Source organism: Pyxidicoccus caerfyrddinensis (genome assembly GCF_010894405.1).
GTDB classification, from domain to species: Bacteria; Myxococcota; Myxococcia; order Myxococcales; family Myxococcaceae; genus Myxococcus; species Myxococcus caerfyrddinensis.
This window is the reverse complement of the sequence record NZ_JAAIYA010000030.1, coordinates 72,387-84,303: the sequence shown is the minus strand read 5'-3', so window position 1 is coordinate 84,303 and position 11,917 is coordinate 72,387. Positions and strand designations below refer to the sequence as shown.

The following is an 11,917-nucleotide window of genomic DNA, read 5'->3' as shown; positions in this document are numbered from 1 at the left end:
TTGATCCGCGAGCGCCACTTGGGGACACTCTAGAGAGTCATGCCGCCTCCCGATAACCGACCGGCCGCCGCCAGGAACACCCCCAGCAAGCAGGGCGCGGCGGACTCCAGCTCCAGCGAGAACGTGCTCCAGGAGTGCGAGGCGCTGGAGGCGGAAGTGGCCTCCCTGCGCAACCTCTACGAGCAGTACTTCCTGGGCAACGAGCGCCACCCGCCCACCAACGCGCACGCGGACCTGAAGAAGCGCTTCCTGCGCCTCAAGGGCACCTTCATCCGCAGCACCGCCGCGAAGTTCCGCGTGGCGAGCATCCACGGCAAGTACCTCACCTACGAGCGGCTGTGGCTGCGCACGCTGCAGGAGATTGAGGCCGGCACGTACAAGCGGGACCTCTTCAAGGCCCGCCGCCGCGCGGAGAAGCGCCAGGCCTCCCCCGGCAAGGACGCCCAGAAGGGCGTGGTGGAATTGCCGGAGGACATCACCGACATGGAGTTCGAGGAGGTGGAGGAAATCCTCCACCCCCGTCCCGCCAACGAGCCGCCGCTGGCCGGCGCCGCGACTCCGGCTCCGGGCGGCACGCCTGTACGGGGCACTCCCGCCGTGGCCCCGGGCGTCGCACCGCTCACGCCGTCCGCGCGCGGCACCCCGGCGGTGGCGCCGCTGTCCGCCGTGCCGCCCATCACTCCGGCCGCTGGTGGCACGCCCTTCAAGGGCACGCCCGCGGTGGCTCCGGCGGTGCCCTCGGTGGCGCCGGTGGCGGGCACGCCTCCGCGCGGCCTGCCCACGGTGACGTCGCCCCTGGCGGGGACTCCCGCGCGAGGCACCCCGGCGGCGCCTCCGGGCATGGCCGCGAAGGCGCCCACGAATCCCGGGGCTCCGGCGGTGCCGCCCGCGCGTGCTCCCACGGCGCCGGGTGCGGCGACCGCGCGGACGCCGACGGGCCCCTCGGCGGCCACCCCAGCGCCCCGGCCTCCCGCGGCGGGTGGCTCCGGCGGCATGTCCGACGACAAGCTGCGGGCCGTGTACGACGCGTACGTCACCGCGAAGCGCCGCTGCCAGGAGGACACCTCCAAGCTGTCCTACGAGTCGGTGGCGGCCACGCTGCGCAAGCAGGTGCCGGAGCTGCTCAAGCAGCACAACGCCAAGGCCGTGGAGTTCAAGGTCGTCATCAAGGACGGCAAGGCCTCGCTCAAGGCCGTTCCGAAGTAGGCGCCTGAATGAACCAGGACCTGGATTCGCTCAAGTCGCGGGTGAGCCGCCTGTCGGTGATGATTTTCGACATCGACGGGACACTCACCGACGGCCGCATCTTCTGGGTGCCCAACTCCGGGTGGACGCAGATGTACAGCGTGCGCGACGGCATGGGCATCAAGCGCCTGCAGGAGGCCGGGCTCGAGGTCGCCGTCATCTCCGGCGGCGACAGCCTCTCCGCGCAGATGCGCATGCAGTCGTTGGGTCTGAAACACGTGCACTTCGGTAGTCAGGACAAGGTGGCCCACTTCGAGAAGCTGCTGGAGCTGCTGAAGGTCTCCGCGGACCGGTGTGGCTACATGGGCGACGAGGTGGTGGACCTGCCGCTCCTCAAGGCGGTGGGCTTCTCCGCCGTGCCGCCGGAAGCCCCCGACGAGGTGCGTTCACAGGTGCACTATGTGGCCCAGAAGCCCGCGGGCTTCGGCGCGGCCCGCGAGGTGTGCGAGTTCATCCTCCGCCACCGTCAGGCACCCTGAGAATCGGCGGCTGAGAAGCGTCGCCTGCTGAAAAAACGGTCGCCCGGGGTGCCTGCCCGGGTTGTCGCTCCGGGGGTGCCTCCCTAGTTTGGGTCTCGCGCATGAGGCCGGTGGACCGCGCGAGACACTTGGGAGGCGACGTGGGGATTCGGCGGAAGTGGCTCGGGCTGGCCGTGGCGTCTGTGGGACTCTCGCTGTCGACGGGCTGCATGTCGCCCCCTCCCGAGGCCGAGGCGCGCCTGGCCTCGCTGGAAGCAGAAGAGCAGGAGATGGACATCGTGCTCGACTCCGTCGAGGAGCGGCTCCTGGGCAACCAGGCCATGCTCCAGACGTGGGAGGAGCTGGGCCGCCGTCACCAGCAGGTGACGGAGGTGCACTGCCAGGCGGCGAACGCGCACCTCGCGGGGCTGATGAAGCACTACGAGAAGATGGAAGAGAAGGGGCGCCAGCTGAAGCGCCGCCGTGGCTCGGTGGCCGCGGTGGACGCGGTGCTCACCTCTGGCAAGGCGCCCAAGCTGGGCAACAACTGACGCGAGCGCCGGGCTTCAGAGCGTCATCCGCTCGCGGAAGCGCTGCGACTGGCGCCGCGACATCTCCACCTCGCGGCCGCCGCGCAGGCGCACCACCAGCGTGCCGCCCGGGCCGGGCTCCAGTGCTTCGACGAAGTCCAGGTTGATGAGGTGCTGGCGGCTCGCGCGAAAGAAGCGCGCCGGGTCCAGCCGCTCCTCCAGGTAGCTCAGCGAGCGCAGCAGCAGGGGCTGCGCCCCTTCGAGCACGAGCCGCGCGTAGTTGCCCTCGGAGGCGATGAGCGGCACCTGCGACAGCTGCACCAGCCAGCAGCGCTCTCCGTCCCGGACGAACACGCGCTCCAGCGGAGTGCCCGGTGCCGGCTGCGAAGGTGCGGGCGCGTGGGCCCCGTGGCCGCGCTGGCGCACGCGCTCCAGTGCCTCGGCGAGCCGCGCGGACTCAATGGGCTTGAGGAGGTAGTCGAGCGCGTTCACCTGGAAGGCGCGCACGGCGTGCTCATCGAATGCGGTGGTGAACACGACGTCCGGCGGCTCCTCCAGGCGGGCCAGCACGTCGAAGCCCGTCCCACCGGGCATCTGGATGTCGAGCAGCAGCAGGTCCGGGGACAGCGCCTCCACCTGTCGGCAGGTCTCCTCCACGTGCGCGGCTTCGCCCACCACCTCCACGTCGGGGAAGGCGGTCAGCAGGCGGCGCAACTCCGTGCGGGCCAGGCGCTCGTCGTCGGCGATGAGGACTCTCATGCGGAAAGGGGGATGCGGACGCGCGCGGTGGTGAGGGCCGCCTGCGTCTGGTCGAGGTGGAGCGAGGCACCCGCGCCGCACAGGAGGCGCAGCCGCTCGCTGGCGTTGCGGAGGCCCACGCCGCTGCTCTCCGGACGCGAAGTGGTGGAAGGGGGCGTGGCGGTGTTGGCGACTTCGAGCAGTAGCGCGCCGTCGCGCACGTAGGCGGAGACGGCCACCTCACCGCCCTCGGGTGTCAGGCCCACACCGTGCTTGATGGCGTTCTCCACCAGCGTCTGCACGAGCATCGCGGGCACGGGGACGCCGAGCGCGGCGGGCTCCACGTCCTCGCGCACGCGCAGGCGCGACTCCAGGCGCACGCCTTCGAGGCCCAGGTAGTCGCGCACGACTTGAAGCTCGCGCTCCAGGGGCACCGTCTCCGGCCCCCGGGCGGCGAGGGCATAGCGCAGCAGCGCGGACAGACGGGTGACGACCTCCTGCGCGCGGGCGGGGTCCTCGGAGATGAGGGCGCGCACGCTGTTGAGGCAGTTGAAGAGGAAGTGCGGCTGGAGCTGCGCCTTGAGGAAGCGCAGCTCCGCGGCCTGGGCGGCGGCCTCCAGCTTCCAGCGCTCCAGCTCCGCCCGCCGCGCGCGTTGCACGGCGTGGATGGCGAAGTAGAGCACCAGCCACATCAGCATCATCAGCGTCCAGATGATGGTGCTGCTGATGAAGCCGAACAGCGAGGCCTCCTCCAGCGTGTACAGGTGCAGCACGAACACGCCCAGCACGAAGGCCACCAGGTCCTGCACCAGCCCGAGCCCCAGCGCCGTGGCCAGCACGCGCACGCTCAGATTGGGCAGGGGCAGCGACGCCCACTCGCGCAGAGGGAGCCGCGAGCGTGCCACGTGGGTGAGCACGGCGCCCGAGAGGGAGAACAGCCACCACCCGAGGGGAGCGATGGGGGCGCGCCAGGCCAGCACGCTGTTGACGAGGGCGTAGAGGCCCCAGCCACCGAGCTGGCATGCGACGTAGACCCTGGCGCGCGAGGACGTCATCGAGAAGCTCCGGGAAGAGGGGAGTCCATCACACTCAGTGGTGAGGCTCCACCTGGGCCACGGACGCGTGGGCGCCGAGGAAGCTGTCGAGCTCGCGGAAGAAGCCCTCCGGGTCGTCCCACATGATGAAGTGCCGGGCCGTATCGCTCAGGACGACGCGGTGGGCGGGGAGCTTCGCGTACTGGCTCTGGTAGACGGCCTCCACGGCCTCGCGCGGGACACGGCCCTTCAGCGCCACCCACGAGCCGAGCACCACGGTGGGGGCGGTGATGCGCGGCAGCTCGGGGCGCAGGTCGGTGGTGCTCAATTCGTAGAACGCCTGCGTGACAGTCTCGGCGTCCGAGTCGGCGCCCCAGCGCGCGGCGACGTCCACCTTCTTATCGTCGGAGATGAAGTTCCGCAGGGCCATGCGCGACTGCATGCTGCGCTGCTCCACCGTCTGCATGCGCATCAGGGTGCGCATCTCCTCGGCGCGCGGGCGCACGCTGTCGGCCGTGGCGCTCGGGTCCATGGAGGCGGGGAGGAAGGGGAGGCTGTCGACGATGAAGACGCCGCCCACCAGCTCCGGCACGTCCGCGGCCACCGCGAGCGCGAGCACGCCGCCGAGGCTGTGGCCGACGAGGATGGGCTTCTCCAGCCCCTGCGCGCGCAGGTAGTCCGCGAGCGCGCGGCGCTCGGTGGCGAAGAAGGGCGCGGGGATGGCGGGCTGGCCCGCGAAGCCGGCGAGGGTGAGGACGTGGCAGTCGTACTTGCCCTGCAGGTGCGCCACCGTCTCGTTCCAGACCTCACCGGACGAGGCGAGGCCGGGGATGAAGACGAGCGGGCGGCCCTTCCCGGAGCGCTCCACGTGGAAGGGCTGGGGCGCGGACGCCGCGCTCGCGCCCGAGGTCGTGGCGCAGCCGGTGAGCAGGACAACGGCAATCATCGAAACGAGGAGGGGTGCACGGCAACGGCACATGGGCGACTCCCGAGTGGGTACGCAACGAACGGTACGCACCCGGGGCGTGGCCACCGCGAATACTCCATGAGCGGTTCATGGGCGGGATGAGTGGCGCGGGGGAGGGGCGGCTGGCGGGGGCCTTCGGGTTTCGGGCACGCTAGCGCGCGTCACCTGTCGCGAAGGGACGTCCCCTTGCTCACCCCGCAGCCGCCCGACTCCCTCTCCTCCGAGCCCGCGCCGGAGGGCGCCGCCACGCCGGTGGTCCCCGTGGAAGAGGAGTCCTTCGCCCGGTACCTCGCCCGACGGCTGGTGGCGGAGCAGGGCTTCCAGGAGGGGCCACTGCCGGAGGCGCAGGAGCTGGCCGCGGCCTCGGACGTGGTGCTGACGTACTCGGATGGGTTGTCCGCGGCGATGGTCTGCATCGTGGACCGCGAGCGGGAGCCCTCGCGGCGCTTCGGCCTGGATGTCGCGGCGCTGGAGCGCATCGGGAAGGAGTGCCTCAAGTACACGGGCACGGTGAGCGGCTCGAAGCTGCCGGTGGGGCTCCAGGTCATCGAGGTGGGTGGTGGGCCGCTGACGGACGAGGACCGTCAGCGATTGGAGCAGTACCGGCTGGGGCTGTTCCACAAGGTGCACCTGCACGCGACGCATGTGGACACCACGGCGCCGGGTACCGTGTGGACCAGCACGTGGCGCCGCGCGAAGGTGTCAGCGCGCTACCTGCGCCGGGTGCTGTCGGAGCCGCGCCAGGTGGTGGTGGAGGAGGCGCTGGCGGAGCCGCCGGAGCGGACGTCGGTGCTGACGCCCGCGCTGCTGGCGGTGCTGGTGCTGGGCTTCGCGGCGGAGCAGCTCTTCGGCGTGGGGGAGAAGGGGGACGGGCTGCTTGCGCCGGGCGTGCGGACGCTGGTGGCGATGGGCGGGGTGAACTCGGGGCTGGTGGAGGCGGGACAGTGGTGGCGGCTCTTGATGGCGCCGCTGCTGCACGGGGACATCTTCCATCTGGCGCTCAACGGCTTCTGCCTGTGGTTCGTGACGGCGACGGTGGAAGGGCTGGTGGGCCGCGCGTGGACGGGGTTGCTCCTGCTCGCGGGGGCGCTGGGCGGTGGGGCGCTGTCGATGGTCATCAACGCCGACACGGTGGTGTCAGTGGGGGCGTCGGGCGTGTTGATGGGGTTGCTGGCGGCGCTGCTGGCGCTGAGCCGGCGCATCCCGGCGGGGGCGGAGCGGGCGCAGATGCAGGTGCTGTCATTGCAGCTGCTGGTGCCGTCGCTGATACCGCTCGGCATGTCGCGCACGGGCGGGGAGGTCGACTTCGCGGCGCACGTGGGCGGCGCGCTGGCCGGAGGCGCGGTGGGCATGGTGCTGGCGCGGGTGTGGTCGCGGAAGGAGCCGGTGCCACCCGCGACGTTGCCGGTGGGCGCGGTGGGAATACTGGCGGCGGTGGCGCTGGTGGTGAGCGTGGGGTTCGCGTTCCAGTACTGGAAGGACTCCGTGCTGGAGCTGGAGCTGATTCCCGAGGAGTCACTGCCCAAGACGAATGGGCAGGGGATGGCACAGGCGAAGGAATTGCTGGAGCGCTACCCGAGAGACCCGCGCTCACACCTGTTCCAGGCGATGGTGCTGATGGACGCGAACGACCTGCCCGGAGCCGAGCGGGAGCTGCGCACCGCGCTCTCCGAGGAACACATCCTGGAGCACTTCTTCACGGGCACCGGGCTGCCGCGCATGCTTCACGAAGAGCTGGGGCACGTGCTCGTGGAGCAGGGGCGCAAGGACGAGGCGCGGCAGTTGGTGAAGCCCTTCTGCGTGCCGGGCAAGGACGGCCAGTTGCCGGCGACGCTCGTCGAGCTGGAGCTGTGCGCGGCGGCGCCGTGAGGCGGGCCTACCAGCGCATGAGCTCGAGCTGCACCGCGCCGAACAGGCCGAGCGCACAGGCCGCAGCCACCGCGAGCGCGAGTGCGCCCGTTCGGAATCGCTGACTGAAAGACTGACGCTTGAGCAGCAACAGGCCGAGGACGAGCCCGAGCAGCGCGCCCACCGGAGTCCCCACGAGCAGGCCGAAGAGGCCCGGGAAGCCGTGCGCGTCATGGTTCACCGCCTTGTCCGAAAGCACGCCCACGGTCAGCCCGAGCGCGCCGCCACCCACGGTGAGCGCCGCGAGGACGAACAGACCCGTGGCGATGGCGCTCGCGGTGGAGGTGTTGCCGCGGAGGGAAGTCGCGGGTGTGCTCATGGCTTGCCCGGCCGCAACAGGCGCTTGCGTACGTAGCCATCGAAGGCGATGACGGCGCGGTGGAACAGGCCGGGAGCCAGGCGCCGCAAGCGCCAGCCCCACCGTGCATCGGCCATGGGGAGCACGTAGAGCGCGCCCTTGTCCACGGCCTTCAGGAGCCGCTGGGCGACGACGTCCGGGCCCACGCGGGCCGTCTCCACCATCCGCGTCCCCAGGGTGCGGAGCGTGCCGTCGGAGTAGCGGCCCGCGCTGGCGATGTTGGTGCGGAAGAAGGTGGGGCAGGCGACGGTGACGCCGATGCCGGCGGCGCGCACCTCGGCGGAGAGTGTCTCGGAGAGCGCCACCACCGCGGCCTTGGACGCGTTGTAGGGCGCGAGGTCGGGCGCGTACAGGAGCCCCGCCGCCGAGGCGATGTTGAGGATGTGCCCCGAGCCCTGCTTGCGAAGCCGGGGGACGAAGGCATGGCAGCCGTGGATGACACCCCACAGGTTGACGTCCAGCACGTGCTTCCAATCCGCGAGCGGCATCTCTCCCACGCGGCCCGCGCTCAGCACGCCCGCGTTGTTGACGAGCAGGTCCACGCCGCCGAGGGCGCGCTCGGCGGCCATGGCGAGAGCTTCCACCTGCTCGGGGTTGGAGACGTCGCACACGTGGATGTGGGCCTCGCCACCGGAGGCGGTGACGCGCCGGGCGGTCTCCTCGGCGGCGGCGGCGTTGATGTCGGAGACGAGCACGCGGGCCTGTCGCCGTGCGAGCTCCTCGCAGAGCGCGCGGCCGAGGCCACTGCCTGCACCGGTGACGACGGCTCGGGGACGCGGGGGCAGGCTCATGCGTGTTGTTTCCGCAGCTCCTCGCGGACCTCCATCAGGATGCGGCCGAGCATGTTCTTCCCGCTGCCGTCGCCGCCATCACCCCAGTAGTCGTCATTGTCCGTGTGCTCGACGAGCTTCGCGTCACCGGTATCGAGCAGGAGGCGGGTGAGGTCCGCGTGCTGGGTGAACTTCGCGCGGACGGCCTCGCGCATGACGGAGACCTTGGTGGACTCCCAGTCGCGGCGCAGCTTGCGCTTGCGGTCTCTCCCCATGCGCGCGGCGAGCATCGGCGTGCGGGTCAGGCGGACTTCTTCCTGGTCGTCGGCGTCCTCGAACTTCAGGGCCTGGAAGTAGTGCTCGCTCGTGGGCCACGTCTTGCCGCGGAGCTTGATGGGGTAGGGCGCGAAGTTCGAGCACCAGCCGTGGTCGTCGGTGACGCTGTAGAACTCGATGACCTCGGGCATGAGCGGGACTCCTGGAGCACAGCCTAACGCGTCAGTGCCTGGGACGGCACAACACGAGTCCGACGTCGTCCGGCAGTCCACCTGACGCGAGCCTGGGCGAGGCCCATTCGGGCATGACTCAGAGATTGCGCAACACGCGGTCCGCGCGTCGACTTGCCGTGAGCGGGTGACACGGGCCAGGGCAGGGATTGTCCACGCCCAGTGCATCGGCGAGGTCCGAGAAGAGCGAGCGGGCCAGTTGGGTGTGGTCCTCGACGGAGAGCACGCCGGGCCAGTCCAGCTCACTCAGCGCGCGTCTACCGCCTTCAGCCTCGCGGTAGGACCTCGCATCCGCACCCTCCGGGTCGATGAGGTACTGGAGATAACGCTTCGGGTGCTTCTTGCGGTCCGGAGTCGCCCAGTGCTTCGAGCCGTCGGGCATCGAGAGGAACGAGGCCTCTTCGGTCGCGAAGTCTTCCAGGTCGTGGGCGCGTGCATCGACGGCGGAGGCTCGCCTCGCGCCAGCGCGCGTCAGGGCTTGGGGCTCACCGAAGAAGTACGCCTCCACCATGGGGCACATCAGGTGGAAGGAGCAGTGCTCGCGGACGCGCTCCGCGGCCTGCTCCCGCCTCCGGGCGCTGGACCACGCGAAGGTGTCCAGATGGCGCTTCACCGCGTTCCGGAGTGTCGAGGTCACCACTTCGAGCTGGTCCAGGTTCACCAGCTCCACGTCATCGACGGCGATGACGAGGTCCGGGGGCACACCATTGCGGCCAGGGTCGGTCATCGCGACCATGGCCTGCGCAAGCCGGTCCACCACGGACAGCGGGCCACCCGGCCGGGGTGGTGGTGCAGCGGTCAGCCGTATGCGCGTGCTCGTGAATGAGTCGCGAGGTTCCGGCGCGAGGAACGTCGCGTCCGGGAAGTAGCGCTTCAGCGAGTCGCCCAGTGCGAGTTGCTCGCACCGGCCCGTGGTGATGAGGACGACCTGTTTCATCAGCTCTGTTGCGGCTCCACCGGAGAGCCGAACTCCAGGTGCGCATAGAGGTCGCCCAGCGAGAAGTGCGAGAGGTACTCAGGATCTCGGACCTTGGGCAGCGGCATCGGGTTGGTGCGCTGGCCCTTCTCCATGACGAACACCTGCTCGGGGCACTCGCGGAACTGGTCGAGCACTACGGGCGAGTGAGTGGCAAGCAGCACGGTGCTGTTCGTCTTCGCGGACCAGGTCCGGAACGCCTCGATGAGGTGCTTGATGGCGAAGGGGTGGAGCGAGTTCTCCACCTCGTCGATGGCGACGACGCCCTCGTTGGGAACCGAAGCAACCGCGCACAGGTGTAGCAGGGCAACGAGCAGACCGTTGGGCGCGAAGGTAATCGGATAGCTCTTATCGAGCTTTGGTGTCAGCACCCGCACCGTTACTGTCGTCCCTGCGGTCTCGTAGTCCAAGTCCGCGAAGACATCCGGGAAGAGCTTGCGGAGGTTGTCCATCACGAAGTCGTACCGGATGCGGTCGGCACGCGCGTCCCTCCAGTTACGCAGAAGGGAAAAGACATTGCGCCCATGCAGGTCCAGCGTCTTGTCCGATGTGGTGGTCGAGCCGCTCTCGCGCAGGTGAGCTAGGTGGTACTCCACGTAGCAACGGTAGGATTGAAGGAGGTTGCGGAGGATGGTGGCGTCAGCTGAGAGCTGGAAAGTATCCGAGGCAACGCGGAGCAGGCTTCTTTCGTCGGGAGGCAGTTCCTTGCCGCCAAGTTCAAGGTAGTCGTCTTGTCGGGCGCCTAGCTGTAGGTCTCCTTCGTTCAGGAATTCAAACTCACCAATCTCGTCTGATGTTGTGACGATGCGCCACGTTGAGTTGCCTAGCTGAAGAGAGAAGTCCACGGCGCCATCCGGAGTTGCCTCGAAATGCTTGATGCTGCCTATCCCTCCTCGTTGATTGACGGCGCGGGCCATCCCGTGCTCGAAGGTGTGACGAAGCAGTTGGAGCACATCCAGAAGCGTACTCTTGCCTGCGCCGTTCGGCCCAACGAGCGCGCATACGCCCTGCGGGCTCCACTCAACGTGACGGAGCGCTCGGTAGTTCCGTACTTTGAGCTTGAATGGCATCCGGTGACCTCGGTTCCCAACCGCGCGTAGCCACCACGGTGCCACAACCCGGAGGCCTTGAGGCACCTGGAACGAGGCACCCGGGTTCTTCCTGACACACTAGTCTTCCCGGTTTCCCCCTCCTGGCCCGCCCGGCCAGACAGCGGGCAGGCAAACGGCGCGTTCCGTGACGGCGCGGGCGAATCCGGCTAGAACCGCCGCCGTGAGACGCGACGCTTATGGAGCGTTTGCCGCCATCGCGGTGGGCCTCCTCGGATGCAATGACCTGGAGGTCTGTGGCTCGACGGCCCAGGACATCACCCGTGACAACGGGGAGGTCTACCGTTGCGTCACCTCCGAGGACTGTCCCCGCACGTCCCGCGTGAACGTATGCGTCACCGACGTCTCCCCCATCGCCGAGTGCGTGCGCTGCGAGGACTCCCGCTGCGTCGCCGTGATTCCGGAGGCCTGCTAGTGCGCCGTCTGCGCTTCGCGCTCGCCCTCCTGGCCCTGGCCAGCTCGGGCTGCCGCGACAAGCCCGTGGACCACCTCCAGCGCGCTCGCGACGCCACCTTCGAGAAGCGTCCCGACGAGGCCCTCGTCGAGTACCGCAAGGCCTTCGACGCCCTCCGCCACGACGAGTCCGCCGAGGCCCTCGTCCTCCGCGCCCGCGCCCTCAAGGGTGCCGCCGACGTCTACTGGCTGGAGCAGCGCAAGGTGAAGGAAGCCGTCGGCGTCTACCGCGAGCTCATCCAGCAGTGCCCCGACTCGCCCGAGGCGCTCGACGCCCGCATCATCCTCGCGGAGCTGCTGCGCGTGCACTACCGCGACTTGCGCGGCGCCATCGACCAGCTCACCGCCGCCCTCAAGCTCAACCCGCCCCAGGGCGCCGAGCTGCACTACCAGGTGGCCAAGCTCTACTTCGAGCTGCAGGACTACCAGCAGTGCGAGCTGGAGACGCGCCGCCTCACCGAGCGCTTCCCCACCAGCGCCTTCGTGGACGACTCCCTCTTCCTCCAGGCCCAGGCCATCGCGATGATGGAGGGCCGTCGCCAGGAGGCCTCGCGCGCCTTCGCGGACCTGCGCACGCGCTTCCCCGAGTCCGAGCTCGCCCCGCACGCCCTCTTCGAGATGGGCAAGCTGAAGGCCGACTCCGGGGAGAACGAGAAGGCGATTGAGACCTGGGTGGAGGCGCTGAAGACGCACCCGGACCCCTCGCTCGTGCAGGACTACATCTCCCGCGCCCGCAAGCGCATCGCCAACACGCATTCGGAGGCCGTGGGCCGCGAGGCCGCCTTCGACCGCAACCGCCCGGCGCGCAGCTCGCTGGAGGCCGTGGGCGGCAAGCCCGAAGAAGCCTCCACCGAGCACAACTGAC

The 11,917-nt window shown here is 69.7% G+C and carries 14 protein-coding genes; 6 read left to right on the top strand and 8 right to left on the bottom strand.

The window, feature by feature from the left end; genetic code table 11:
• Positions 1-39 precede the first annotated feature (39 nt).
• The 3 genes from G4D86_RS44420 (at position 40) to G4D86_RS44410 (ending at position 2,254) form a co-directional block, all read left to right on the top strand.
• Positions 40-1,206 carry an MXAN_5187 C-terminal domain-containing protein gene (locus G4D86_RS44420; protein WP_164001090.1) on the top strand — a complete coding sequence of 389 codons (1,167 nt, stop codon included), beginning with the start codon at positions 40-42 and terminating at the stop codon, positions 1,204-1,206.
• Between the two features lie 8 nt (positions 1,207-1,214).
• Positions 1,215-1,724: a KdsC family phosphatase gene (locus G4D86_RS44415; protein WP_164001088.1), complete on the top strand. Its 510-nt coding sequence runs from the start codon at positions 1,215-1,217 to the stop codon at positions 1,722-1,724.
• A 140-nt stretch (positions 1,725-1,864) separates the two neighbouring features.
• The gene (locus tag G4D86_RS44410; protein WP_164001086.1) at positions 1,865-2,254 is read left to right on the top strand and encodes a hypothetical protein; all 390 of its coding nucleotides are present in this window, start codon (positions 1,865-1,867) and stop codon (positions 2,252-2,254) included.
• Between the two features lie 15 nt (positions 2,255-2,269).
• Here G4D86_RS44410 and G4D86_RS44405 read toward each other — a convergent pair whose 3' ends face one another.
• Genes G4D86_RS44405 through G4D86_RS44395 form a run of 3 tightly spaced genes read right to left on the bottom strand, consistent with a single transcriptional unit; the run spans position 2,270 to position 4,951 of the window.
• Positions 2,270-2,992: a LytR/AlgR family response regulator transcription factor gene (locus G4D86_RS44405; protein ID WP_164001084.1), complete on the bottom strand. Its 723-nt coding sequence runs from the start codon at positions 2,990-2,992 to the stop codon at positions 2,270-2,272.
• The gene (locus tag G4D86_RS44400; RefSeq protein ID WP_164001082.1) at positions 2,989-4,026 is read right to left on the bottom strand and encodes a sensor histidine kinase; all 1,038 of its coding nucleotides are present in this window, start codon (positions 4,024-4,026) and stop codon (positions 2,989-2,991) included. The genes G4D86_RS44405 and G4D86_RS44400 overlap by 4 nt, the downstream gene beginning before the upstream one ends.
• 34 nt (positions 4,027-4,060) lie before the next feature.
• On the bottom strand, positions 4,061-4,951 hold the full coding sequence (locus G4D86_RS44395; protein WP_240360826.1) for an alpha/beta fold hydrolase: 891 nt from the start codon (positions 4,949-4,951) through the stop codon (positions 4,061-4,063).
• A 207-nt stretch (positions 4,952-5,158) separates the two neighbouring features.
• Between G4D86_RS44395 and G4D86_RS44390 the strand changes: the two genes are divergently transcribed.
• Positions 5,159-6,841 carry a rhomboid family intramembrane serine protease gene (locus G4D86_RS44390; RefSeq protein ID WP_164001077.1) on the top strand — a complete coding sequence of 561 codons (1,683 nt, stop codon included), beginning with the start codon at positions 5,159-5,161 and terminating at the stop codon, positions 6,839-6,841.
• Positions 6,842-6,848: 7 nt separating this feature from the next.
• Here the strand turns inward: G4D86_RS44390 and G4D86_RS44385 are convergent, their stop codons facing one another.
• The 5 genes from G4D86_RS44385 to G4D86_RS44365 form a co-directional block, all read right to left on the bottom strand.
• Positions 6,849-7,199 carry a hypothetical protein gene (locus tag G4D86_RS44385; RefSeq protein WP_164001068.1) on the bottom strand — a complete coding sequence of 117 codons (351 nt, stop codon included), beginning with the start codon at positions 7,197-7,199 and terminating at the stop codon, positions 6,849-6,851.
• Positions 7,196-8,029 carry an SDR family NAD(P)-dependent oxidoreductase gene (locus tag G4D86_RS44380; protein ID WP_164001065.1) on the bottom strand — a complete coding sequence of 278 codons (834 nt, stop codon included), beginning with the start codon at positions 8,027-8,029 and terminating at the stop codon, positions 7,196-7,198. Before G4D86_RS44380 ends, G4D86_RS44385 begins: the two co-directional genes overlap by 4 nt.
• A complete protein-coding gene (locus tag G4D86_RS44375) occupies positions 8,026-8,475 on the bottom strand; it encodes an NADAR family protein (protein ID WP_164001063.1) in 450 nt (149 codons plus the stop codon). Before G4D86_RS44375 ends, G4D86_RS44380 begins: the two co-directional genes overlap by 4 nt.
• A gap of 118 nt (positions 8,476-8,593) precedes the next feature.
• Complete coding sequence (locus tag G4D86_RS44370) at positions 8,594-9,451, bottom strand: hypothetical protein (RefSeq protein ID WP_164001061.1); 858 nt, start codon at positions 9,449-9,451, stop codon at positions 8,594-8,596.
• Positions 9,451-10,560, bottom strand: coding sequence for an AAA family ATPase (locus tag G4D86_RS44365; protein WP_164001059.1), 1,110 nt, complete (start codon positions 10,558-10,560; stop codon positions 9,451-9,453). Before G4D86_RS44365 ends, G4D86_RS44370 begins: the two co-directional genes overlap by 1 nt.
• 166 nt (positions 10,561-10,726) lie before the next feature.
• Between G4D86_RS44365 and G4D86_RS44360 the strand changes: the two genes are divergently transcribed.
• Both G4D86_RS44360 and G4D86_RS44355 read left to right on the top strand, forming a co-directional pair.
• Complete coding sequence (locus tag G4D86_RS44360; RefSeq protein WP_164001056.1) at positions 10,727-11,014, top strand: hypothetical protein; 288 nt, start codon at positions 10,727-10,729, stop codon at positions 11,012-11,014.
• Positions 11,014-11,916 (top strand): tetratricopeptide repeat protein, encoded by a 903-nt coding sequence (locus G4D86_RS44355; protein WP_164001054.1) that lies wholly within the window; start codon positions 11,014-11,016, stop codon positions 11,914-11,916. The genes G4D86_RS44360 and G4D86_RS44355 overlap by 1 nt, the downstream gene beginning before the upstream one ends.
• The last annotated feature ends 1 nt before the right edge of the window (position 11,917 follow it).